The sequence below is a fragment of the Polaribacter porphyrae genome (genome assembly GCF_002954685.1).
Lineage (GTDB): Bacteria > Bacteroidota > Bacteroidia > Flavobacteriales > Flavobacteriaceae > Polaribacter > Polaribacter porphyrae.
Window position 1 is genome coordinate 3,738,126 of the sequence record NZ_MSCN01000001.1, and the last position, 25,321, is coordinate 3,763,446.

The following is a 25,321-nucleotide window of genomic DNA, read 5'->3' on the forward strand; positions in this document are numbered from 1 at the left end:
TTTTTTTTATTTTAAAATTAATCTTTTACTTCTGTTTTAATTGCCATTTCCAAGCAGCTTCTAAAGCTTCTTCTAGAGTTTTTTCAGTTTTCCACTTTAGTTCTTTATTTGCAATTGTAGTATCAGCAAAAGCAGCAGTAATATCACCTTCACGTCTACCTACAATTTTATAGTTTAGTTTTATACCGTTTACTTTTTCAAAAGTATTAATAACTTCTAAAACAGAGCTGCCTCTACCTGTACCAACATTAAAAAATTCAAAAGCTTTTTTATTATCTTTATTTATTAGTCTTTTTAAAGCTGCAATATGAGCTTTTGCCAAATCAACTACATGAATGTAATCTCGGACAGCTGTTCCATCTTCTGTTGGGTAGTCATCTCCAAAAACAGATAATTCCTTACGAATTCCAGCAGCAGTTTGTGTAACAAAAGGAATTAAATTAGCAGGAACTCCTAAAGGTAATTCTCCAATTTTTACAGATGGATGAGCGCCTATTGGGTTAAAATAACGTAAGGCAATTGTATTAATATTATGAGCATTACTTGCATCTCTAATAATCTCTTCTCCAATTTGTTTTGTATTACCATATACAGATTCTGCTGTTTTTACAGGTGCTTTTTCTGTTATTGGTAACTCATCAGCTTGTCCATAAACTGTACATGAAGATGAGAATATAAAATTATCTAATTTTCTGTTTCTTATTTCTTGTAATAAATATACTAGGCTTCCTAAATTATTTTCATAATAATCTAAAGGCTTACTCATACTTTCTCCTACAGCTTTAAAGGCTGCAAAATGTATAATTCCATCAATATGATGAGCGTCAAAAACACTTTTCACTTCACTTTTTACACGAACATCTACTTTATGAAAAGTAGGTTTTATTCCTGTAATTTCGGTAATATTATCCAAAACAGAAATAGTAGTGTTTGATAAATCATCAATAATTACTACTTCAAAACCTTCATTTTGTAGCTCTACAACTGTATGTGATCCTATAAAACCAAGACCTCCTGTTACTAAAATTTTTTTCATTATTTAATTGTTGTTTGTTTAAGGGTTAATTATTTAAGTAATCTAAAACATTTCGTGTAATAAAATTAAGTTGTTCATCATCTAGCTCTGTCTGCATGGGTAAAGACATAACACTAGAACATAATTTTTCAGTTATTGGGAAATCTCCTTTAGAATAACGAGGATCTGTATAAGCTTCTTGTAAATGTAAGGGAATTGGGTAATATATCATTGCAGGTACCCCTTTATCTGATAAATATGCTCTCATTTCATCTCTATTAACACCAATTAATTGAAGCGTATATTGATGAAAGACATGATTAGAAAAAGCAACTCTTTTTGGTGTTTTTACTTTTGGATGGTTAGCAAAAGCATTATCATAAAAATCTGCAGCTCTATTTCTTGCAACGGAATAATCGTCTAAATGACGTAGTTTTATTCTTAAAATTGCTGCTTGTATAGAATCTAAACGACTATTAACACCAACTCTATCATGTATATATTGTCTAGATTGACCATGATTTGCAGTTTGTTTTAGTTTGATAGCCAATTCATCATCATTTGTGAAAATTGCACCACCATCACCATAACATCCTAGATTTTTTGAAGGGAAGAAAGAAGTACATCCGATAGTGCCAATAGTACCAACTTTTTGACTGCTTCCATCTTTAAAAGTATAGTCACAACCTATAGCTTGTGCAGTATCTTCTACCACATAAAGATTATGTTTTTTGGCAACTTCCATAATAGCTTCCATGTTAGCAGCTTGCCCAAATAAATGTACAGGTACAATAGCTTTTGTTTTAGGTGTAATAGCTCTTTCAATAGCTTCTACATCAATATCAAAAGTATCAGGGTATACATCTACTAAAACTGGTTTTAACTTTAATAAAGCAATAACTTCAGCAGTTGCAACATAGGTAAAGTTTGCAGTAATTACTTCATCATCTGGTTGTAAATCTAAAGCCATCATAGCTATTTGCAGAGCATCTGTTCCATTTGCACAGGGTATTACATGCTTTACATCTAAATATGCTTCAAGTTCTTTTTTAAATTCTTGTACTTCTGGACCGTTAATGTATTGTGTAGATCTAATAACATTTAAAACAGCCGAATCAACTTCTTCTTGGATTTTTTCGTATTGATTTTTTAAATCAACCATTTGTATTTTTTTCATAAAAGCATAAATATTAAGACTTCAAAAATACAATATAAATCTGTTATCTTTGGTAAGTCTAAATATTTTCAAATGAAATTTCTAAAAAAACTTTTAAAATTTGTTTTATTGCTGATGGTTTTAGTATTAATTGGAGCTTGGTTATATTCTTATACTTTAAAGCCTAATTATTCTGGAGAAATTGATTTAGCTATTATATCTGAAGAAGTTACTGTTTATTTTGATGATAATGGAGTACCACACATCAATGCAAATAATCAGGAAGATGCATACAAAGCTTTGGGCTATGTACATGCTCAAGATAGATTGTGGCAAATGGAATTGATTCGCAGAATTGCTCCTGGAAGATTGTCAGAGATTTTTGGAAAAGATTTAATTAAAACTGATGTCTTTTTTGCTGGTTTAGGTATCGAAGATGCTGCAAAAAAAACAATTGAGAAGTTAGATGTAACTAGCGATGCATATAGAATGAGCATCGCTTATCTAAAAGGTGTCAATGAATATATTAATGAAGGTGCAACACCTTTAGAGTTTACATTAATAGGTATTGAAAAAGAAAACTACACTTTAAAGGATATTTACAATGTGTTTGGTTATATGTCTTTTAGCTTTGCTGTTGCTCATAAAACAGACCCGTTATTAACAGAAATTAAAGAAAATTTAGGAGCTTCTTATCTTAATGAATTAATGAATGCTTTTACTAAAAATCTAACAATAAATAAAACAGATATTCAACCCATAAAAGCTGAATACTCAAAAGCAGTTTCTAGTTTGATGGATAAATTACCTGTACCAACTTTAATAGGTAGCAACTCTTGGGTGATAGCTCCAGAAAAGACAAAAAATGGTAAAGTTATTTTTGCAAATGACCCACATATTGGTTTTGCACAACCATCTGTTTGGTATCAAAACCATATTAAAACACCAGATTATGAAATTTACGGTTACAATATTGCTTTGATGCCTTTTCCACTTTTAGGTCATAATAAAGAATACGCTTACGGATTAACAATGTTAGCTAACGATGATTTAAACTTTTATATCGAAGAAAATAATCCTGAAAACGAAAACCAATATACAACCCCTGAAGGATTTAAAAACTACGAAATAAAAACCAAAACTATAAAAATAAAAGATGCACAAGACACCACTTTTCAAGTGAAAGTAAGTAACCATGGTCCTATTATGAATGGGATTAATAAAAATATAGCAAATGACAGACCAATAGCAATGAATTGGATTTATACGCAATTAGAAAACCAAATGTTACAAGTTTCTCATGGAATTTCGCATGCAAAATCTTTAGCTGATTTTAAACAATCTGTATCTAAAATTCATGCTCCAGGTTTAAATGTAATGTATGGTGATGCTAAAGATAATATTGCTTGGTTTGCTGCAGCCAAATTATATCAATTAAGAGATAGTGTGTCTTCTAAAACGTATTTAGATGGTGCTTCTGGAAAAGATGATATTTTAGAGATTTTACCTTTTGATGAGAATCCACAAGCCATTAATCCAAAGCAAAATTATGTGTATTCTGCAAATCATCAACCAGATTCTGTAAGAGGAAAATTATATCCTGGCTATTATCAGCCACAAGATAGATCTCAAAGAATTGTAGATTTATTAGAAGCTAAAAATGATTTTACAAAAGAAGATGTAGCAAAAATGATTTATGATGTTACTTCATCAAAAGTACCAGAAATAGCAAATAATATGTTGAAGTATATAAACAAAACTGATTTTAATCCTTCAGAAAAGAAAGCATTTGAAATGTTAAATAATTGGGATGGAAAATATGCTAAAGATGCAGTTGGTGCTACAATTTACAATCGATTTTTATATGAATTTTTAGTGAATACTTACAAAGACGAATTAGGTGAGGGTTTTGATTTATTTATCAACTCACAATTACAAGATCAAGCTTTACCAAGTCAAATTGAAAGAGAAAATTCTGTTTGGTGGGATGATATTTCAACAGAAGAAAAAACTGAAAGTAGAGAGGAAATTATGACCAAATCATTTAAAAGTGCTTATGTTTTTTTAGAAAACCAGTTAGGTGCAAATGTTGATAATTGGCTATGGAAAAGAGTAATCTCTCTAGAGCATGAGCATGCTATTGGAAAAGCTGGTGGTGTTTTAAGAAAATTATTTAATGTAGGTCCTTTCGAAACTATTGGAGGTAATGAAGTCATAAATAATCAGATTTTTAAATTAAATAGCACAGGTATTTATAAAATTACAGCTGGTCCTTCTACAAGAAGAATTATTGATTTTTCTGATATAGAAAATTCTCTATCTATTTTACCTACAGGACAATCTGGTAGAGTATTTAGTCCATATTACAAAGACCAAGCTCAAAAATTTGTAGATGGTGAGTTTGTAAAGATGAGCCTCAATGAGGCAGATATAAAACAAAGTGAAAATGTTTTGGTTTTGAAACCAAGAAGATAGTATTAAGATAAAATATTGACAATTAAAATTATAAATATTATTGTAATAAGCATATTATTAAAATGATGTCCATGTATGTCAAAATAGTCTTTTGATTTTTCTATACCAAAAACTTACTCTTTATATTTGAATTTAGGTTTTTTAAAAATAGTTCTCCAAATTGAGCCATAAATCCACCTTAATGTACCACCAATAATATTACAAATTAAATAAAACAATTCATAACCAAAAAAATCACCCACAGCTAAACTTCTTTATAAACATCCTCAAAAGGAATTCGAAAACGTTTACCATAAACACCTTCTGGTTTTTTGATGCCACAAGAAACTATCATATTTATTTCTGCTCCAGAAGATAAATCTAATAATCGTTTTACTCTAAACGTATCAGAACCTTCCATAGGGCAAGTATCATAACCTTCTGCAGCCATCGATAACATAAAATTTTGTGCTGCTAAACCACAAGTTTTATGAGCTACAATTCTCATATCAGATTGCCTAACTTGTCTATAAATAGGTTTAAAAAGTCCGATAATAGAAACCATAATGTATTTTAAAAAACCTAAAATACCTAGAAAATCAGCATATGCAAAAGGAATAATTTTTCCATAATAATTACGAGCTACTTTTTCCCTGTTGCTTTGTTTAGATTTTGGATTGTTTGCACCAAAATTACCATCAATAAATTTTAAATTGGCTTTAGCTCTCTGTTTCCATAAATCTTTTCTGGTTACAAAAACTACTAGCTGTTGTGCAGTTCTTGCAGCATTTTGGTTAAAACAAAAAGGTGCTAGTTTAGCAATAGTCTCTTTTGAAGTAATATGATAAAACTCCCACAATTGCATATTGCTACTATTTGGTGCTAAAGAAGCTTGTTCAATACATCTTTTTACAATTTTAGTTTCAATTGGTTTTTCTGCATCATAAACTCTTACTGAACGCCTATAATTAATAGCTTCAGATACTGTTTTTTCTTTTAACATAAATATCTATGATAAGTTTTTTAGTTTTTTATTCATCACCCAAAACCAAATAGGAGGGAAAAGTGAAAGTAGCATCATACCTGGATAACCTGTAGGCATTTGTGGACTTTCAGGCAATGTTTTTAAAAGTTGATAGTGTTTACTTCCATTGTAATGATGATCTGAATGGCGAGATAAATTGAACAATAGTACTTGCCCTACTTGATGGTCTGAATTCCAAGAGTGATTTCTTTTAACACGTTCATAACGCCCATGATCATTTTGTTTTCTTAATAAACCATAATGTTCTATGTAGTTTACGGTTTCTAGCAAAATGATACCAGAAATTGCTGCGCCCAAAAATGCTAAAAGCACAAACTGACCAAAAATAAAATAAATACTCGTTAGTAAAATGATATTACAAATTGTATAAATAACCATTCTGTTTTGGTGATGAAACCAATAACGATTGGCTTCTTTCATTCTCTTATTTTCTAACTTCCAAGCTTGAATGTAACTAGTAAAATGAGAGCGAATCCAGAAAAAGAAAATCCATTCATTTTTTCTAGCAGTTGCAGCATCTTTTGGTGTGGCTACATTATAATGATGGCCTCCATTATGATAAGGTAAAAAATGTGTATTTAATGAAGTTAGCAATAATATTTCTCCAATGAGTTCATCAAATCTATTATTTCTATGTCCTAATTCATGACCAACATTTATACCAATAACTCCACACATAATTCCCATTCCAAAAATTCTTCCTGCAAGCTCTCCACCTGTTAAGTTAGGCTCTTGAATTATATAAAAAAAGAAAATCAAAAAAATAATTTGAATAGGTAAGGTTAAATACAAAAGGTATGTATATAATTTGTTTTCTTTCTCAATTTTTTCTTGATCTTTTGTAAAATTTTCTTTGTTTGGTTTTATAAAAAACTCTAGAAAAGGAACCAGCCCAAAAAATACAATAGCAGGTAAATGAGTTAGCCAGCCCTTGCTTGTAAAGGAGATATATACCACAATTGGCAGAATTAGAATTGAAAAATATTTAAAAGCTTTCATAAACCTAACTAAAATTGAGTTCTAAAGATAGGAATTAGTTACAAGCGTTCCAAATTACATCATTTGGAGTTGGAGCAACAATAGAAATATTTTCTTTTGAAACAGGATGAATAAATTCAATTTTTCTAGCATGTAAATGAATACTTCCATCTTTATTACTTCTATTGAATCCATATTTTAAATCTCCTTTTATCGGATATCCAATAGCAGATAATTGTGTTCTTATTTGATGATGTCTGCCTGTTTTTAAATCTATTTCTAGCAAAGAATAATTATCTAATTTTTGTATTATTTGATAATGTAAAACTGCTCTTTTAGAACCCGAAATTTCATGTTGATAAACTGAAGATTTATTATTTTTTGGATTCTTTTTTAAGAAATTAATTAAAGTATCTTTTTCTTTTTTTGGAGTTCCTTTTACAATAGCCCAATAGGTTTTGTTGATTTTTTTATCACGTAACATTTTATTTAAACGCTCTAAAGCCTTTGAGGTTCGTGCAAAAATAATCACACCAGAAGTTGGTCTGTCTAATCTATGTACAACACCTAAATAAACATTGCCAGTTTTCTTATACTTTTCTTTAATGTATTCTTTTACAACATCACTTAAAGGTGTATCACCAGTTTTATCACCTTGTGTAATATCTCCAGAGCGTTTGTCAACAATGATAATGTGATTATCTTCATGTAAAACTTGTAAGTTCTGTTTGTTTGAGTGCATCTTAAGACTATTTAAAATCTTTAGCTACATCTTCGTTTACATCATCAATAAAATTCAAAAACTCATCTCTACCCATTCCTGTTGAAGAAGAGGTAATAAAAGAAGTAGGTAAAGATTCCCAATGATTTAAAAGTTTCTTTTTGTAAGAAGTAATTTGTTTGTTGAGTTTTGAGCTACCCAGTTTATCTGCTTTGGTAAAAACAATGCAAAAAGGAAGTTGATTCTCTCCTAAAAAACGCATGAACTCTAAATCTATTTTTTGAGGATCGTGTCTAGAATCAATCAAAACAAATGTGCAAACCAGCTGTTCTCTCTCTTTAAAGTAGTTCTCAATAAAATATTGAAAAATTTGACGTTTCTTTTTAGAAACCTTTGCATAACCATAACCAGGTAAATCTACTAAAAACCAAGAATCATTTATTTTAAAGTGATTGATTAACTGTGTTTTACCAGGTTTTCCAGAAATTTTTGCTAAATCTTTACGCTCCATTAACATATTTATCAATGAAGATTTTCCAACATTAGAACGCCCAATAAAGGCATATTCAGGTATTCTATCTTTTGGAGCATTAATAACATTGCTGTTACTCATTACAAATTCAGCAGAGGTAATTTTCACGAAAAAGAGTTTTTAAATTTTATTAGAAATTAACCAATCATGCAGAATTGTATTAAATTCTTTAGGTCTTTCCATCATTGCAGCATGCCCACATTTATCAATCCAAAACAATTTAGAATTTGGTAATAATTTATGAAAGTCTTCAGCAACTTCAGGAGGTGTAACTCCATCTTGTTTTCCCCAAATAAGACAACTAGGTTGTTTCATGTTTGGTAAATCATTAGCCATATTGTGCCTTATTGCACTTTTGGCAATAGATAAGGTTTTTAAAGCTTTCATTCTATCATTTACAGTAGCATATACATCGTCAACCAATTCTTTTGTGGCAATTTTTGGGTCGTAGAAGACGTCTTTCGCTTTTTGTTCAATATACTCATAATTTCCTCTTTTAGGAAAACTACCACCCATCGCATTTTCATACAGACCAGAACTTCCTGTAAGTACTAAAGCACTTACTTTTTCTGGATAGTGTTTGGTAAAATATAAAGAAATATGACCCCCTAAAGAGTTTCCCAAAAGAATAGCACTATCAATTTTTTTATAATTTAAAAAATCCTTTAAGTAGGCTGCTAAATTCTTGACATTAGTTTTAATAAGTGGCAAGGTATATAGAGGTAGTTCAGGAATTAACACAGTATAACCATTTTTTGAAAAATGCTCAAAAGTATCACCAAAATTACTTAAAGCTCCCATTAAACCATGCAAAACAATGATTGCAGGTCCTTCTCCAGCTTCTGCATACGTAAACTTACCTTCAGTTTTTAACTTGTCAGTCATTGATTTTTAGTTTGATTGTACTCAAAGGGCAAATGTAATTCTTTTTTATTACATATAAATACTTTTAAAAAACAGTAAATAAGGGTTGTTAACAGGTTAAATTCCTTTGAAACAAAGAGAAATCTTTGTTTTTATTAACAATGTGGTAAAAAGTGGTAAAAAGTGGTAAAATTTACATATTTTTGATTTCAATAAATATTTTTAAGTGATAAGTTTAATTGGCGAATATGATTGTAAAGCAGATGCTAAAGGCAGAGTGATGTTTCCATCAGCTCTTAAAAAGCAGCTTGCCTCAATCTTACAAGAAGGTTTTGTCTTAAAAAAATCAATTTTCGAACCCTGTCTAGAGTTGTATCCTATGCAAGAATGGAATGTAGCAATGGCAAAGGTTAATAAAAAGAATAAGTTCATAAAAAAGAATAACGATTTTATAAGAGGTTTTACTGCTGGAGCAAAGTTAGTAGAATTAGATGGTACAGGTAGAGTTTTATTGCCAAAATCACTTTGCACTCATTCAGGGATTAGCAAAGAAGTGATAATGGTTGCCTCTGTAAATATTATTGAAATTTGGGATAAAGACAAGTATCATAAAGCTGTGCAAGCTGTATCTGAAAATTTTGCAGCGTTAGCTGAAGATGTAATGGGTAAAGATGACGATGATGAGTAGTTATCACGATTCTGTTTTACTTAAAGAGAGTATTGATGCATTGGCTGTAAAAGAAGATGGCGTTTATGTTGATGTAACTTTTGGAGGAGGAGGTCATTCAAAAGAAATTTTAAAAAGGCTGGGTAAGAATGGAAAGCTATTTGGGTTTGATCAAGATCCTGATGCTTTAGATAATATCATTAAGGATGATAGGTTTACATTAATTCCTGAAAATTTTAGGTACATCACTAGGTTTTTAAGATTTAACGGAGTTAGAAAAGTAGATGGAGTTTTAGCTGATTTAGGTGTGTCTTCACATCAATTTGATGAAGCAGAAAGAGGGTTTTCAATTCGTTTTGATGCAGATTTAGATATGAGAATGAATCAGAAGTCGAAAAAATCTGCTAAAAAAATCATTAACGAATATTCTGAAGAGAAGCTTGCTGAAATCTTTTTTTTATATGGAGAGTTGAGAAACTCAAGAAAATTAGCAAGAACTATTGTTCATGAACGATCTAGTAATCTAATAGCGACTAGTTTTCAATTAAAAGAAGTTTTGAGAGCTTATTTACCTAAAAATAGAGAACATAAAATATTAGCTCAAATTTTTCAAGCTATTAGAATTGAGGTAAATGAAGAGTTAGATGTGTTAAAAGAGTTTTTACAACAAATTCCAAATTTGTTAAATGATGAAGGAAGATTAAGTGTCATTTCTTATCACTCTTTAGAAGATAGGTTAGTAAAAAGATTTATAAGAACCGGTTTGTTTGAAGGCGAACCAGAAAAAGATGTGTTTGGTAATTCTAATGAACCTTTAAAAAAAGTAGGTAAGTTGATAATTCCATCGCAAGAAGAAATCAAAATAAATAACAGAGCTAGAAGTGCAAAATTAAGAATTGCAACTTTAAAGTAATTGGATAATGGCAAAAGTTAAACAAGGGGTTTATGATATTTTAAAAGGGAGTTTTCTAACAAATGAATCTTCCTACAAAAACTGGCGAATAATTCTATTTGTGGTTTTATTGCTATTAATAATGATAACAAGTGCACACAGTGCAGATAAAAAAGTAATAACTATTGCAGAACTTAATAAAAAGAAAAGAGAGTTAAGGGCAGAATATGTTGATACAGGTACCATTTTAATGCGAATGAAAATGGAATCTAATATTAGAGAAAAAGCAATAAATAGAGGGTTGAAACCTTCAGAAAATCCCCCAAAAAAAATAAAAATAACGTATAAAGATTAATCAATTGGCAACTCATAAAAAGAGCATACTTAACAAATTTTACCTAGTAGCTGCTTTACTTGCACTTTTTTTGTTGGCTATAATTTTTAGAGTTGTCAACATTCAATACGTACAAGGAGAAAAATACAAAAAACTAGCAACAGAATTAACTATAAAGCAAGATACCATTTTTGCTAATAAAGGAAATGTTTATGCAGCTGATGGTAACTTACTGGCAACATCAATGTCTAAATATACTATTAGAATGGATGTTGTAGCTGTTGATAGTAAAGTGTTTGAAAAAAACATAGCAGGCTTGTCAAAAGCATTGTCTCAAATGCTAGGTAAATCTAAAAACTATTATCAAAATAAATTAAGAAACGCCAAAAAACGTAAGAATAGATATCTGTTAATAGCTAGAAATGTAGGTTATAATGATTATCTAAAAATGAAAAAATTCCCAATATTCAATTTAGGGGTTTATAGAGGTGGTTTTATAGCAGAACATAAAACTGTACGCGAACATCCGATAGGCAAAATTGCAGAACGCACAATAGGTTATGATGATTTTAGAGGTGAAGCAGGTATTGAAGGTGCTTTTGCAGATTTTATGCAAGGTGAAAATGGTTTGCGATGGAAACAGAAAATTGCAAAAAATCAATGGAAACCAATTTCTGATGTTAATGAAAAAGAGCCAATTGATGGTCATGATGTAATAACTACCATAGATGTAAATATTCAAGATATTACACACCATGCTTTACTACGTCAGTTAGAAACTTTTGAAGCAGATCATGGATGTGCAGTAGTAATGGAGACATCAACTGGAGAGATAAAAGCAATTTCTAATTTAGGAAGAACAACAAAAGGAAAATATTACGAAAAAAGAAACTACGCAGTTTGGGAGAGTCATGAGCCAGGTTCTACATTTAAACTAGCAAGTTTAATGGCAGCTTTAGACGATAAAGTAATAGATACATCTACTGTTGTAGATACTGAAAAAGGAAAAATATTTATTCATAATAGAAAAGTTGAAGATTCTAGACGAGGAGGTTATGGTAAAATTTCTGCAGCAAGAGTTTTTGAAGTTTCATCAAACGTGGGTATTGTTAAGTTGATTAAAAAACATTACGATCATCAACCAGAAAAATTCATCAATAAAATAGCAAAATACGGTTTTACAAAACCAGTTGGGTTTAAAATAAAAGGAGAAGGGAAACCAATTGTACCAAAACCATCTGATAAAAGCTGGAATAAAATTTCTTTAGAATGGATGTCTTGGGGTTATGGAATTTCTGTTACGCCAATGCAAACGCTTATGTTTTATAATGCTGTAGCCAATAATGGGGTGATGATAAAACCTCGTTTTGTAAAAGAATTGAGAAGACAAAATAATACTGAAAAAGTGTTTGAAACTGAAGTTATAAACCCAAGAATTGCATCAGAAGAAACACTAAGTAAAATAAGAGAAGTAATGGAAAATGTAGTAATTAAAGGAACTGCAGATAATATTTACTCTTCTAATTTCTCTATGGCTGGTAAAACTGGTACAGCAAAAAAATATATTCCTAGAACAAAGAATAAAAAAGGAGAATGGGAAGGTGGTTACTACTCTAATAAAAAGTATGTAGCTTCTTTTGCAGGTTTTTTTCCTGCTGATAAACCAAAATATTCGTGTATTGTGGTTATTCATAATCCAGATAAAAAGAAAGGATATTATGGAGCAACTGTTGCTGCACCTGTATTTAAAGAAATTGCTCAAAAAATTTACACAACCACTCCTGTTGATAACCAATCTGTAGATGATAAAACTGAATTTACAAAGATTGATAATCAGTACAAAAAGTATCAAAATATTATAAACAAAGAATATAGTAAAATACCTAATGTAAAAGGAATGAATGGAATGGATGCTGTGTCTTTATTAGAAAATATAGGTTTAAAAGTAAAGTTTTCTGGTGTTGGTAAAGTAGAGCATCAATCTATAGAAAAAGGAGAAAAACTAATAAAAGGATCTACTATTATTTTAAAATTATCTTAAACTGAAGAATTTACAAGACATATTATATAAAGTTGCCATAAAAGAAGTATTTGGTCATACAAATATTGCTATAAATCAACTTGTTTTTGATTCTAGAAAAGTTTCAAAGAATGATGTTTTTATAGCTCAAAAAGGAGTTAATGTTAACGGTCATTCATATGTTGATAAAGCTATCTCTTTGGGAGCTAAAGCTATAATTTGTGAAGATTTTTCTTTCGATAAGAAAGAAGAAGTTACTTACATAAAAGTTGATAATGCAAATACAGCTTTGGCAATAATGGCTTCTAATTTTTATAATAATCCTTCAGCTAAATTTCCTGTAGTTGGTGTAACTGGTACAAATGGAAAAACTACAATTGCATCACTATTATATCAATTATTTACAAAAGCAGGATACAAGGTTGGCTTATTGTCAACAGTTAAAATTCTGGTTGATGAAACTGAATATAAAGCTACACATACTACTCCAGATTCTATCGCTATCAATAAGTATTTAGATATGATGTTAGAAGCTGGTGTTGAGTATTGTTTTATGGAGGTGAGTTCTCATGGAATTCATCAAAAAAGAACACAAGGGTTAACCTTTGCTGGTGGAATTTTTACAAACCTTTCTCACGATCATTTAGATTATCACAAAACATTTGCAGAATATAGAAATGTTAAAAAGGAGTTTTTTGATGGTTTACCAAAATCAGCTTTCGCGTTAACAAATATAGATGACAAAAATGGCAACTACATGTTGCAGAATACCAAAGCAAAAAAATATTCTTATGCCCTAAAAACACTAGCTGACTTCAAATCTAGAATTTTAGAGAAACAAATTTCAGGGACGTTAATTTCTATTGGCAGAACTGAAGTTTGGACGAAGTTAATAGGAGTATTTAATATTTATAATTTAACAGCAATAGTAGCCACAGCAGAATTATTAGGGTTAGAAAAGTTAGAAGTTTTAACTATTGTAAGTCAATTAGAAAGCGTGAGTGGTCGTTTTCAATACACTATTTCAGATGATGGAATTACTGCTATTATTGATTATGCACACACTCCAGATGCTTTAAAAAATGTGTTAGAAACTGTTAATGATATTAGAACTGGTAACGAAAAAGTAATCACAGTTGTAGGTTGTGGAGGTGATAGAGATAAAACCAAAAGACCAAAAATGGCACATATAGCTTCACAGTTAAGCAACCAAGCTATTTTTACTTCAGATAACCCAAGAACAGAAAATCCACAAACCATTTTAGATGAAATGGAAATTGGGGTTTCACCAGAAAATTATCGAAAAACATTAACTGTTTTAAATAGAAGACAAGCTATAAAAACAGCATGTAAGCTGTCAGAAACTGGAGATATTATTTTGATTGCAGGAAAAGGGCATGAAAATTATCAAGAAATAAATGGAGTTCGTTCTCATTTTGATGATTTAGAGGAAGTTACCAATTGTTTTAATCAACTAAAAAAGAACTAGAATGCTGTATTATTTATTCGAATATTTAGAAAGTCAGTTTAGTTTTCCTGGGGCAAGTGTGTTTCAGTTTATCACATTTAGAGCAGCATCAGCTTTTATATTATCCTTATTAATATCTGCTATTTATGGTAAGAGAATTATCAATTTTTTAAGAAAACAGCAAGTTGGAGAAACTGTTAGAGATTTAGGTTTAGAAGGTCAAAAACAAAAATCAGGAACTCCAACAATGGGAGGATTAATTATAATAATGGCTACTTTAATTCCTGTAATACTTCTAGCAAAACTAGATAATATTTACATCATTATTCTATTAGTGACTACAGTTTGGATGGGTTTAATTGGTTTTTTAGACGATTATATAAAAGTATTTAAAAAAGACAAAGGAGGCTTAAAAGGTAAGTTTAAAGTATTAGGCCAAATTGGTTTAGGAGTTTTTGTAGGAGCTATGTTATACTTTAATGATAATGTAACAATTAAAGAGCAACTCCCAATAGCAGAACAAGTGGTTCAAAAAAATGGTAGAAAAAAAGTTTTTGGAGAAGCACACAAATCAACAAAAACAACGGTTCCGTTCTTTAAAAACAATGAGTTAGATTATTCAAAAGCCTTACGTTTTTTGGGTGATGATTACAAAAAATATGGTTGGATAACTTTTATTTTTATTACAGTATTTATTGTAACTGGAATTTCTAATGGAGCTAATTTAACAGACGGAATCGATGGTTTAGCAGCAGGTTCATCAGCAATAATGGTCATCACACTAGCAGTTTTTGCTTGGGTTTCTGGTAATATCATTTTTGCAGATTATTTAGATGTGATGTATATCCCAAACTCTGGAGAAATGACAGTTTTTATACTCGCATTTGCTGGAGCGTTGATAGGCTTTTTATGGTACAATACGTTTCCTGCTCAAGTGTTTATGGGTGATACAGGGAGTTTAACTATTGGTGGAATTATAGCAGTAATTGCAATATCTATTAGAAAAGAATTATTACTACCAATTTTAGCAGGGATTTTTGTGGTAGAAAATTTATCTGTGATTTTACAAGTGTCTTGGTTTAAATACACAAGGAAAAAATATGGTACAGGAAGACGAATTTTTAAGATGTCTCCTTTGCATCATCATTATCAAAAATTAAAATACCATGAAAGTAAAATTGTAGTGCGTTTTTGGATTGTAGGAATTTTACTAGCTGTATTTACAATTGTTACTCTAAAGTTAAGATAATGGAACAAAAACTCGTAATTCTTGGTGGAGGAGAAAGTGGTGTAGGAACAGCAGTTTTAGGTTTGCAAAAAGGCTATAATGTATTTGTGTCTGATAAAGGAAATATAAAGGAAAAGTATAAAAAAGTTCTTATAAGTAATAATATAGATTTTGAGGAAAATCAACATACAGAAAGCAAAATTTTAAATGCTGATGTAGTAATGAAAAGTCCTGGTATTCCTGATAAAGTTGATTTAATTCTAAAGTTGAAAAAGCAAAATATACCTGTTATTTCAGAAATTGAATTTGCAGCTCAATACACAGATGCAACCATTGTTGGTATTACAGGTTCAAATGGAAAAACAACAACAACATTATTAACACATCACATTTTAAAAAATGCAGATTTAAATGCTGGCATTGCAGGTAATATTGGGGATAGTTTTGCACTGCAAGTTGCAGAAAACGACTATGAAAATTACGTATTAGAAATCAGTAGTTTTCAATTAGATGGAATAGAAAGTTTTAATAGTCATATAGCCATTTTAACCAATATTACTCCAGATCATTTAGATAGATATGATTACAAATTTGAAAATTATATCGCCTCAAAATTTAGAATTACAAAGAACCAAACTGAAACCGATTATCTAATCTATGATGCAGACGATGAAGTAATTAATAATTGGTTAAAAAAGAATAAAACAAAAGCAAAATTAGTTCCTTTTTCACTAGAAAAAGAGTTGAAATATGGAGCGTATATAAAAGATAAAAATATAATAATCAACCTAAATAAAGATACTATACAAATGCCATTATCAGCACTATCCATCAAAGGAAAACACAATACAAAAAACGCAATGGCTGCAACAATGGCAGCGCAATTATTAAAAGTTAGAAAGCAATCTATTAAAGAGAGTTTGTCAAGCTTTGAAGGTGCAGAACATCGATTAGAAAATGTTGCTAAAATTAAAGATGTACATTATATAAATGACTCAAAAGCTACAAATGTAAATGCTACTTTCTATGCTCTAGAATGTATGGATAAACAAACTGTTTGGATAGTTGGTGGTGTAGATAAAGGTAATGATTATACAGATTTGTTGCCTTTGGTAAGAGAAAAAGTAAAAGCAATTGTTTGTTTAGGAGTGGATAATGAAAAAATAAAAAGCACATTTGGAAATGTGGTTGATATTATTGTTGAAACTGCAGGTGCAGAAGAAGCAGTAAAAGTATCTTATAAATTAGCAGAAAGAGGAGAAGTTGTTTTATTGTCTCCTGCATGCGCAAGTTTTGATTTATTTGATAATTATGAAGATAGAGGTCGTCAGTTTAAAAATGCGGTTAGGAATCTTTAAGAAAAACCCATCCCAACCTTTCCAATGTGAAGAAGTTAGCAGGTTTGAGGTTGAATTACAATATAGTATAGTAAAAAGAGTAATGTGAAAAAGTAAAGATAAACACAAGAATGTTTCCCTTGTTTAGAAGGATTAACGGAGGCTTATGAAAACCATTTTTCAACATATAAAAGGAGATAAAACCATTTGGGCAATTGTTGCTATTTTGGCAATACTCTCATTTATGCCTGTGTATAGTGCAAGCACAAATTTGGTATATGTTGTGGGTTCTGGTTCAACTTTAGGGCATTTAGCCAAGCATATTATGCTATTGTTAATGGGTTTTGGAATTATTTATGGAGTTCATAAAATACCTTACCGATATTTTTCTGGAGGTTCAGTTTTAATGCTTCCAATAGTTATCGTTTTATTGATAGTTACCTTATCACAAGGTACAACAATAGGAGGAGCTAATGCAAGTAGATGGATTAGAATTGGAGGCATAGGTTTTCAAACTTCTACTTTAGCAGGTTTAGTGTTAATGACATACGTTGCTAGATATCTGGCAAAAAATAAGGAAAAACAAATCAATTTTAAAGAAAGTTTATGGCAATTGTGGTTACCAGTAGCTACAGTTTTAATATTGATATTACCAGCCAATTTCTCTACTACAGCCATCATTTTTGTAATGGTTTTAATGATGACATTTTTAGGAGGTTATCCATTAAAATACATTGGATTAATTTTAGGAGCTGGTATTTTAGCACTCGCATTTTTTGTTTTGGTAGCAAAAGCTTTCCCAGATATAATGCCAAACAGAGTACAAACTTGGCAAAATAGAATAGAGAATTTTTCTGATAAAAACCAAAAAGAAGCTTATCAAGTAGAGAAGGCAAAAATTGCGATTGCAACTGGAGGGATTGCAGGTGTTGGTCCAGGGAAAAGTGTACAAAAGAACTTTTTACCTCAATCTACATCAGACTTTATTTTTGCAATTATCATCGAAGAATATGGTTTATTTGGAGCAGTTTTAATTGTATTAATCTATTTTTTATTACTATTTAGAATTTTTGTAGTTGTAAGAAAAACCACCACCATATTTGGAACTTTATTAGTTTTAGGAGTTGGTGTGCCAATTGTTTTTCAAGCTACAATAAACATGGCAGTAGCAACAAATTTGTTTCCAGTAACTGGGCAAACCTTACCACTAATTAGTAGTGGAGGAACATCTATTTGGATGACTTGTTTTGCTTTGGGTATGATTTTGAGTGTAAGTGCATCAAAAGAAGAAACAGAAGAAGATATTTTAGATGATAACCCTTTAGATATTTTGCATGAAACAATATAATATTCTTATTTCTGGAGGAGGTACAGGAGGTCATATCTATCCTGCAATAGCTATCGCTAATGAAATTAAGTTGCGTTATCCAAATGCTAAATTTCTGTTTGTTGGTGCAAAAGATAAAATGGAAATGGAAAAAGTACCTAAAGCTGGGTATGAAATTGAAGGGTTATGGATATCTGGAATCCAAAGAAAACAGTTGGCGAAAAATTTTAATTTTCCTTTTAAAATGATTGATAGCTTGTTAAAAGCTAGAAGAATTATAAAACAATTTAAGCCAGATATCGCAATTGGTACAGGAGGTTTTGCAAGTGGGCCAACATTAATTATGGCAAATAAAAGAGGTGTTCCAACATTAATTCAAGAGCAAAATTCTTTCCCAGGAATCACTAATAAATTATTAGGAAAAAGAGTGCAAAAGATATGTGTAGCTTATGATAATCTAGAGCGATTTTTTCCTAAAGAGAAAATTGTAAAAACAGGCAACCCTGTTCGTGAAGATTTATTATTAATCCATAATAAAGTTGATGAAGCTATTGAACATTTTAATTTAGATATAAAAAAACAAACGATTTTAATTTTAGGAGGGAGTCTTGGAGCGAGAAAAATAAACCAATTAGTAGAAAGCAATTTAGATTTTTTCAAGAATCAAAATGTGCAAGTAATTTGGCAATGTGGAAAATTATATTTTGATGAATATAAAAAATACGATGAGTTAACTCATGTACAAGTACATGAATTTATCAATAAAATGGATTTAGCGTATGCAGCCACAAATATTACAATTTCAAGAGCAGGTGCAAGTTCAGTATCAGAATTATGTATCGTTGGCAAACCTGTTATTTTTATACCATCACCTAATGTTGCAGAAGATCATCAAACTAAAAATGCAAAATCTATAGCAGATCAACATGGAGCAATTTTATTGCCAGAATCAGATTTAGATACTTTTCCAATTGTATTTGAAACATTAATAAAAGACAGAGGCAAACAAGAGCATTTATCTGAAAATATTAAAGAATTGGCTTTACCAAGTGCAACAATAAATATTGTAAATGAAGTAGAAAAACTATTAAATCAGTGAATTTAAAAAATATACATAACGTCTATTTTATTGGTATTGGAGGCATAGGAATGAGTGCAATAGCACGTTATTTTGCTGCCAATGGTAAAATTGTTGCTGGTTATGATAAAACACCTTCTAAAATTACTGAAGATTTACAAGGATTAGATATTGAGATTCATTTTGAAGACGCCTTAAAGAAAATTCCTATTTCTTTTTTAAATAAAGAAAAAACATTAGTAGTTTATACACCTGCAATTCCTAAAAATCATACGCAATTCAATTATTTTCTAGACAATAATTTTATCATTTTAAAAAGAGCTGAAATTTTAGGTAAAATCACAGAGACAACTTTTTGTTTAGCAGTTGCAGGTACACATGGCAAAACCACAACATCATCTATTTTAGGTCATATTATGGCTAAAGAAAAAGCAACATCCTTTTTAGGAGGAATTGCTGAAAATTACAATTCAAATTTAATTCTAGGAGAAGATAAAATTGCTGTAGTTGAGGCAGATGAGTTTGATAGATCTTTTTTACAGTTAAGTCCAAATATTGCTTGTGTAACTTCTATGGATGCAGATCATTTAGATATATATGGAAAAGCAGAAGCACTAGAAGAATCCTTTTTTGCATTTGCAAATAAAGTATCTAATACTTTAATTGTGGCTAAAGGTTTGCCATTAAAAGGCTTAACTTATGCTATTAATGATGAAGCTGATTACAAGGCTTTTAATCTTAAAATTGATAAAGGAATATACATTTTTGATGTGCAAACACCCTCATCAGAAATTAAAAATATTGAGTTTCATTTACCAGGAAAACATAATGTAATGAACGCTTTAGCTGCATTTGCTATGGCAGATGTTTATGGTATTTCATTACAAGTTATAAAAAATCGATTATCAACTTTCAAAGGTGTAAAACGCAGATTTTCATACAAAATTAAAACAGATGATTTTGTTTTGATTGATGATTATGCACATCATCCAACTGAAATAAATGCAGTAGAAAATTCTGTTAGAGAAATGTATCCTAATGAAAAAGTACTTGTGGTTTTTCAACCTCATTTGTTTTCTAGAACACAAGATTTTGTAGAAGATTTTGCTAGAGCTTTATCAAAATTTGATGAAGTATTGTTGTTAGATATTTATCCTGCTAGAGAATTACCAATAAAAGGAGTTACTTCTGAATGGTTGTTGGATAAAATATCACATCCAGAGAAAAAAATGACACAAAAAAATAATATTATAAAAGATATTAAGAATTCGTCATCTAAAATAGTGGTAATGTTAGGTGCAGGAGACATTGGAGTATTGATAAATAAGGTAACTAAAGAACTTTTAAAAACTACAGCTTATGAAGTTTAAAAAGGTACTAAAATATATAACATTCCTTTTATTAATAGGGAGTTTAGCGTTTTTGTATAGCTTTACTTTAAAAAGAAATAGTACTAAAATAGTTGGTGCACCAGTTATAAATTTTGAAGAAGGAGATAATGGTTTTTTAACGCATGCAATGGTTGATAAATTGTTAATACAAAATACTGATAGCGTACAAAACCTAACAAAATCTGTAATAGATTTATACAGTTTAGAAAATAAGGTTTTAAAAAATCCTTATGTAGAAAAAGCATCTGTTTTTTTAACAGTAGGTGGTAGGCTAAAAACAATTATAAAACAACGCACACCTATTGCTAGAGTTATAAGTGGTAAAGATTCTTATTATTTTGATAAAGAGGGAGTTGTTGTGCCATTGTCAACAAATTATTCTGCAAGAGTATTATTGATTTCAGGTATCAAAAAAGAAGAAATAAAAGAAATTTTACCTCTTGTAAAAAAAATTTTAAGTGATGGTTTTCTAAAAAAAGAGATTATCGGAATCGAAAAATCTAACACAGATGAGTATCAATTTGCGGTAAGAAGTGGAGATTACAAAATCGATTTTGGTAAAAAAACTAGAATGGATATAAAATTTAAAAAATTAAAAGCGTTTTATAATAAGACATTTGAAGACCAAACCATTCAAAATTATAAAACAATTAATATAAAATATCACAACCAAGTTGTGTGCGCTAAATAAACTAAAATGGAAGACAATAAAATAGCTGTTGGTTTAGATATTGGTACAACAAAAATTGTAGCCATGATTGGTCGTAAAAACGAGTACGACAAAATTGAGGTTATAGGTATTGGTAAGGCAAAAAGCTTGGGTGTAAAAAGAGGGGTAGTAAGTAATATTACGCAAACTATACAGTCTATTCAACAAGCTGTTGATGAAGCAGAAAGTGTTTCTGGGGTTAAGATAGAAGAAGTAGTTGTAGGTATAGCTGGGCAGCATATTAGAAGTTTACATCATAGTGATTATATCACCAGAAATAATGCAGATGAAGTTATCGATGAAAATGATATCGAAAATTTAGTAAACCAAGTACACAAATTGGTAATGTTGCCAGGAGAAGAAATAATTCATGTTTTACCACAAGAATTTAAAGTTGATTCTCAAGCAGATATTAAAGAACCCATTGGGATGTATGGTGGTCGTTTAGAAGCGAATTTTCATGTGGTAGTTGGGCAAGTTTCATCGATTAGAAATATTGGACGTTGTGTAAAAAGTGCAGGTCTAGACTTAAATGAAATTACGTTAGAACCTTTAGCATCAGCATCAGCAGTATTGAGCCAAGAAGAAAAAGAAGCAGGTGTAGCTTTAATTGATATTGGAGGTGGTACAACAGATTTAGCCATTTTTAAAGACGGCATTATAAGGCATACAGCTGTGATTCCTTTTGGAGGAAATGTTATTACAGATGATATTAAAGAAGGATGTTCTATTATAGAAAAACAAGCGGAATTGCTGAAAATAAAATTTGGTTCTGCTTGGCCTGGAGAAAATAAAGAAACAGAAATTGTATCAATTCCTGGGTTAAGAGGAAGAGAACCAAAAGAAATTACACTAAAAAATCTATCGAAAATAATACATGCTAGAGTACAAGAAATTATTGAGCATGTGTATTTAGAAATTAAAAATTACGGACATGAAACTGCAAAAGGGAAACTAATTGCAGGAATTGTGCTTACAGGTGGTGGTTCTCAATTAAAACATTTACGCCAATTGGTAGAATATATTACAGGTATGGATGCTAGAATTGGTTATCCAAATGAACATTTAGCTGGCGATTCTGATGAAGTTTTATCAAGCCCATCTTATGCAACTGCAGTTGGATTGTTAATGGAAGGTTTAGAAAGAGAAATAAAAGTTGAGGAAATTGTTGAGCAAGTTAATGAAGTTGTCGATGAAGGTTTACAAGAAGAACCACAACCAATTATTGAAGAAAAACCAAAACCGAAAAAGAAATCTTTCTTTGAAAAATTTACTGAAAGCTTAAAAGAGTTTTTAGACAATGCTGAATAAGAAATTTAGAGTTGGAGGTAAGAAGTATGAAGTATGAAGCTGGAGGAAGTGTGAAGAAAAAATAGAAGTTAAAAATTAGAATAAAAATAAACAATCACTAAAAATATAAACGTTATTATGAGCGCAGAATTTGATAACATTTTATTTGACATGCCAAAAACACAATCTAATACCATAAAAGTAATTGGTGTTGGTGGTGGAGGAAGCAATGCTGTAAATCACATGTTTACTGAACAAATTAAGGGAGTAGATTTTGTTATTTGCAATACAGATGCACAGGCACTAGAAAACAGTCCTATACCCAATAAAATTCAATTAGGAGCAAATTTAACATCAGGTTTAGGTGCAGGAGCAAATCCTGAAGTTGGAGCCCAAGCAGCCAAAGAAAGTATGCAAGAAATTCAGCAGATGCTAAATACCCAAACAAAAATGGTATTTATTACTGCAGGTATGGGAGGTGGAACAGGTACAGGAGCAGCCCCAATAATTGCAAAGATTGCAAAAGATATGGATGTGTTAACTGTTGGTATTGTTACTATGCCTTTTGCTTTTGAAGGAAAAAGACGTACCAAACAAGCTCAATTAGGTATAGATCAATTACGTCAAAATGTAGATTCTTTAATTGTAATTAATAATAACAAACTGCGTGAAGTTTATGGAAATCTTGGTTTTAAAGCTGGTTTCTCTAAAGCAGATGAAGTTTTATCTACAGCTGCACGTGGTATAGCAGAAGTAATTACACATCACTATAAACAAAATATAGATTTACATGATGCTAAAACTGTATTATCTAATAGTGGAACAGCAATTATGGGTTCTGCTAAAGAAGAAGGTACAAGTAGAGCTAAAAATGCAATTGTAAAAGCATTAGATTCTCCATTGTTAAATGATAATAAAATTACAGGAGCTAAAAATGTATTGTTATTAATTGTATCTGGTACAAGTGAAGTAACTTTAGATGAAATAGGAGAAATAAACGATTATATTCAAGATGAGGCTGGTTATGATGCAAACATTATTATGGGTATAGGTGAAGATGAAGACTTAGGTGATGCTATTGCTGTTACAATTGTTGCTACAGGCTTTGCAGCAGATCAACAAAGTACAATCACAAATACAGAGGTAAAAAAAATTATCCATACTCTTGAGGATGAACAAAAAGCTACCTACAATTTTGGAAATCAAGGAGGAATACAGAAAACATCAATTATAGATAACAATACTAAAAATGAACCAAAAGCAGCACAAAAAGTTATTCATGTGCTAGAAGATGATACTGAAGATAGTTTGCCAAAAATGGATTTAGTATCAACTAATGAAATTATTGCAAATATTCCTGTTCAATATGAAGAAGTTACTTTGCAAAATACTGTAGAAGAAGATTTTATTATCACAGAAATAAAAAAAGTTGAAGAGCAAGTTGATAATTCAGAAAATCAAATGCAAGCAGATTTATTATTTGATTTACCTCTAAACTCTTATTCTGAAGTTAAAAAAGATGAAGAAGTAACTTTTGAGAACAAAAACGACAAAAAAGTAAATGAAATAGAAGTTTTTGAAGCTAAAGAAATTGTATCTAAAAAAGAAACTAGATATGTTTTAGAAGATTTTGATGTTGAACCTACAATAAACAAAAGTTCTAAAATTATTGAAAAAAATGTAATTGAAGAAGAGATAGAGTTCGAGTTAAAAACGACTACACCTCAATCAGAAATTAATGAGATACCAACTACTAGCGAAGAAATATCTCCTCTAGATTTAACGATTAATGAGTTGCAAAAAAGAGCAGAAGAAAGACGTAAGAACATGAAAAAGTTCAACTATAGTTTTAACGAAAACTTAAATAAAAATATAGATGAAATAGAAAAACAACCCGCTTATAAAAGACAAGGTGTAGATTTAAAGAAAGGTGGAGTTATTAGTAAAAAAGAGGTTGTAATTAAAAAAGAGAATGATGATTTAAATTTAAGATCAAATAATTCTTTTTTTCATGATAATGTAGATTAAGTTTTCCTCAGATTAGTATTAAAAATCGCATCAGAAATGATGCGATTTTTTATTTTTTTAAACTTTTTTTAATTTTTTTTACCGATTGTCGTAAACCATCAATGCTAGAAAAATGAATATTTAGTGCTGATATGAAGCTGTTTAGGATGTAACAAAATATTTTATTTCTCGTCTATCTAGTGTAATCAAATCAAATTAAACATTATGAAAACTACATACACAAACACATTAGAAAGAGGAATTTTAACATCATCTTACAAAAGAGAAATTAGGCAAAATATTGCAACTTCTAAAAGAGCAACATTATCAAACATTAAATCTAGAATAGAAAACCATCACGCAAAAGTACAGAGCCAAACAGGTACTATTATACAGGTTTCCTTGTTTGCTATAGCAATCGTATTAATAGTTTTATAAAAACTAAAACTGCCTAAAAAGTAAATTTTGCTGTCATTTCGACTGAAATGGAGAAATCTAATAATTTGGATGTTAATAAAAGACTATTAAAAGAGCCGTTTATATTTAAAAACCTTCTCCACCACCATCTATATCAGGTGATTGTGCTTGGGCTTTTTGAGGATTCAAAATTAAGTACGTACCTAAAGCAGTTAAAGCAGCATATTTGCCATAATTACCAATTTTTTTTAGAGCTTCTTTTCTGTTGATTTCTTGAGTATTATTTTTATTTTTTTGCATAATATTTTGAGTTAATTTTATCGATTTAGAAAGTTTGAGAAATGAGTGAAAAGAAATCTCAAACTGATGAGATTCCTATTCAAGCTTCATT

23 protein-coding genes are annotated in these 25,321 nt (G+C 30.2%); 15 read left to right on the forward strand and 8 right to left on the reverse strand.

What is annotated here, in order from left to right:
* Window positions 1–25: 25 nt before the first annotated feature.
* Complete coding sequence (gene galE / locus BTO18_RS16695; protein ID WP_105017319.1) at window positions 26–1,036, reverse strand: UDP-glucose 4-epimerase GalE; 1,011 nt, start codon at window positions 1,034–1,036, stop codon at window positions 26–28.
* 25 nt (window positions 1,037–1,061) lie between these two features.
* On the reverse strand, window positions 1,062–2,192 hold the full coding sequence (locus tag BTO18_RS16700) for a DegT/DnrJ/EryC1/StrS family aminotransferase (RefSeq protein ID WP_105017320.1): 1,131 nt from the start codon (window positions 2,190–2,192) through the stop codon (window positions 1,062–1,064).
* Between the two features lie 72 nt (window positions 2,193–2,264).
* Here BTO18_RS16700 and BTO18_RS16705 point away from each other — a divergent pair, with 72 nt between their 5' ends.
* Complete coding sequence (locus BTO18_RS16705; RefSeq protein WP_105017618.1) at window positions 2,265–4,646, forward strand: penicillin acylase family protein; 2,382 nt, start codon at window positions 2,265–2,267, stop codon at window positions 4,644–4,646.
* A gap of 244 nt (window positions 4,647–4,890) precedes the next feature.
* On the opposite strand, the gene BTO18_RS16710 is transcribed toward BTO18_RS16705, so the two are convergent.
* From BTO18_RS16710 to BTO18_RS16730, 5 genes are read right to left on the reverse strand one after another with little or no spacing between them, the layout of a single operon-like run.
* Window positions 4,891–5,628 carry a nitroreductase family protein gene (locus BTO18_RS16710; protein ID WP_105017321.1) on the reverse strand — a complete coding sequence of 246 codons (738 nt, stop codon included), beginning with the start codon at window positions 5,626–5,628 and terminating at the stop codon, window positions 4,891–4,893.
* Window positions 5,629–5,634: 6 nt separating this feature from the next.
* Window positions 5,635–6,669, reverse strand: a complete 1,035-nt coding sequence (locus tag BTO18_RS16715; RefSeq protein ID WP_105017322.1) for an alkane 1-monooxygenase — start codon at window positions 6,667–6,669, stop codon at window positions 5,635–5,637.
* A 34-nt stretch (window positions 6,670–6,703) separates the two neighbouring features.
* Window positions 6,704–7,390 (reverse strand): RluA family pseudouridine synthase, encoded by a 687-nt coding sequence (locus tag BTO18_RS16720; protein ID WP_105017323.1) that lies wholly within the window; start codon window positions 7,388–7,390, stop codon window positions 6,704–6,706.
* A 7-nt stretch (window positions 7,391–7,397) separates the two neighbouring features.
* Entirely contained in the window at window positions 7,398–8,009 is a 612-nt protein-coding gene (yihA, locus tag BTO18_RS16725) for a ribosome biogenesis GTP-binding protein YihA/YsxC (RefSeq protein WP_105017324.1), read from the reverse strand.
* Between the two features lie 12 nt (window positions 8,010–8,021).
* On the reverse strand, window positions 8,022–8,786 hold the full coding sequence (locus BTO18_RS16730) for an alpha/beta fold hydrolase (protein ID WP_105017325.1): 765 nt from the start codon (window positions 8,784–8,786) through the stop codon (window positions 8,022–8,024).
* Between the two features lie 205 nt (window positions 8,787–8,991).
* On the opposite strand from BTO18_RS16730, the gene mraZ reads away from it, so the two are divergent.
* The 14 genes from mraZ (at window position 8,992) to BTO18_RS16800 (ending at window position 24,951) form a co-directional block, all read left to right on the forward strand.
* Window positions 8,992–9,453, forward strand: coding sequence for a division/cell wall cluster transcriptional repressor MraZ (gene mraZ, locus BTO18_RS16735; RefSeq protein WP_105017326.1), 462 nt, complete (start codon window positions 8,992–8,994; stop codon window positions 9,451–9,453).
* The gene (gene rsmH / locus BTO18_RS16740; RefSeq protein WP_170063306.1) at window positions 9,443–10,345 is read left to right on the forward strand and encodes a 16S rRNA (cytosine(1402)-N(4))-methyltransferase RsmH; all 903 of its coding nucleotides are present in this window, start codon (window positions 9,443–9,445) and stop codon (window positions 10,343–10,345) included. The genes mraZ and rsmH overlap by 11 nt, the downstream gene beginning before the upstream one ends.
* A gap of 7 nt (window positions 10,346–10,352) precedes the next feature.
* The gene (locus BTO18_RS16745; protein WP_105017327.1) at window positions 10,353–10,679 is read left to right on the forward strand and encodes an FtsL-like putative cell division protein; all 327 of its coding nucleotides are present in this window, start codon (window positions 10,353–10,355) and stop codon (window positions 10,677–10,679) included.
* Between the two features lie 4 nt (window positions 10,680–10,683).
* Window positions 10,684–12,699 (forward strand): penicillin-binding protein, encoded by a 2,016-nt coding sequence (locus BTO18_RS16750; protein WP_105017328.1) that lies wholly within the window; start codon window positions 10,684–10,686, stop codon window positions 12,697–12,699.
* A gap of 1 nt (window position 12,700) precedes the next feature.
* Complete coding sequence (locus BTO18_RS16755) at window positions 12,701–14,167, forward strand: UDP-N-acetylmuramoyl-L-alanyl-D-glutamate--2,6-diaminopimelate ligase (protein WP_105017329.1); 1,467 nt, start codon at window positions 12,701–12,703, stop codon at window positions 14,165–14,167.
* A 1-nt stretch (window position 14,168) separates the two neighbouring features.
* Window positions 14,169–15,395, forward strand: a complete 1,227-nt coding sequence (gene mraY, locus BTO18_RS16760; RefSeq protein ID WP_105017330.1) for a phospho-N-acetylmuramoyl-pentapeptide-transferase — start codon at window positions 14,169–14,171, stop codon at window positions 15,393–15,395.
* Window positions 15,395–16,732, forward strand: coding sequence for a UDP-N-acetylmuramoyl-L-alanine--D-glutamate ligase (gene murD, locus BTO18_RS16765; protein WP_105017331.1), 1,338 nt, complete (start codon window positions 15,395–15,397; stop codon window positions 16,730–16,732). The genes mraY and murD overlap by 1 nt, the downstream gene beginning before the upstream one ends.
* Before the next feature lie 145 nt (window positions 16,733–16,877).
* Window positions 16,878–18,059 (forward strand): FtsW/RodA/SpoVE family cell cycle protein, encoded by a 1,182-nt coding sequence (locus tag BTO18_RS16770; protein WP_105017332.1) that lies wholly within the window; start codon window positions 16,878–16,880, stop codon window positions 18,057–18,059.
* Window positions 18,046–19,137 carry an undecaprenyldiphospho-muramoylpentapeptide beta-N-acetylglucosaminyltransferase gene (gene murG, locus BTO18_RS16775; protein ID WP_105017333.1) on the forward strand — a complete coding sequence of 364 codons (1,092 nt, stop codon included), beginning with the start codon at window positions 18,046–18,048 and terminating at the stop codon, window positions 19,135–19,137. Before BTO18_RS16770 ends, murG begins: the two co-directional genes overlap by 14 nt.
* Complete coding sequence (gene murC, locus BTO18_RS16780) at window positions 19,134–20,486, forward strand: UDP-N-acetylmuramate--L-alanine ligase (protein ID WP_105017334.1); 1,353 nt, start codon at window positions 19,134–19,136, stop codon at window positions 20,484–20,486. The genes murG and murC overlap by 4 nt, the downstream gene beginning before the upstream one ends.
* Window positions 20,476–21,198, forward strand: coding sequence for a cell division protein FtsQ/DivIB (locus BTO18_RS16785; RefSeq protein WP_105017335.1), 723 nt, complete (start codon window positions 20,476–20,478; stop codon window positions 21,196–21,198). Before murC ends, BTO18_RS16785 begins: the two co-directional genes overlap by 11 nt.
* A gap of 6 nt (window positions 21,199–21,204) precedes the next feature.
* Window positions 21,205–22,527: a cell division protein FtsA gene (gene ftsA / locus BTO18_RS16790; protein ID WP_105017336.1), complete on the forward strand. Its 1,323-nt coding sequence runs from the start codon at window positions 21,205–21,207 to the stop codon at window positions 22,525–22,527.
* A gap of 117 nt (window positions 22,528–22,644) precedes the next feature.
* Window positions 22,645–24,534, forward strand: coding sequence for a cell division protein FtsZ (gene ftsZ, locus BTO18_RS16795; RefSeq protein WP_105017337.1), 1,890 nt, complete (start codon window positions 22,645–22,647; stop codon window positions 24,532–24,534).
* A 204-nt stretch (window positions 24,535–24,738) separates the two neighbouring features.
* Window positions 24,739–24,951: a hypothetical protein gene (locus BTO18_RS16800; RefSeq protein ID WP_105017338.1), complete on the forward strand. Its 213-nt coding sequence runs from the start codon at window positions 24,739–24,741 to the stop codon at window positions 24,949–24,951.
* Window positions 24,952–25,056: 105 nt separating this feature from the next.
* On the opposite strand, the gene BTO18_RS17765 is transcribed toward BTO18_RS16800, so the two are convergent.
* Window positions 25,057–25,230 (reverse strand): hypothetical protein, encoded by a 174-nt coding sequence (locus tag BTO18_RS17765; protein ID WP_170063307.1) that lies wholly within the window; start codon window positions 25,228–25,230, stop codon window positions 25,057–25,059.
* Window positions 25,231–25,321 lie beyond the last annotated feature (91 nt).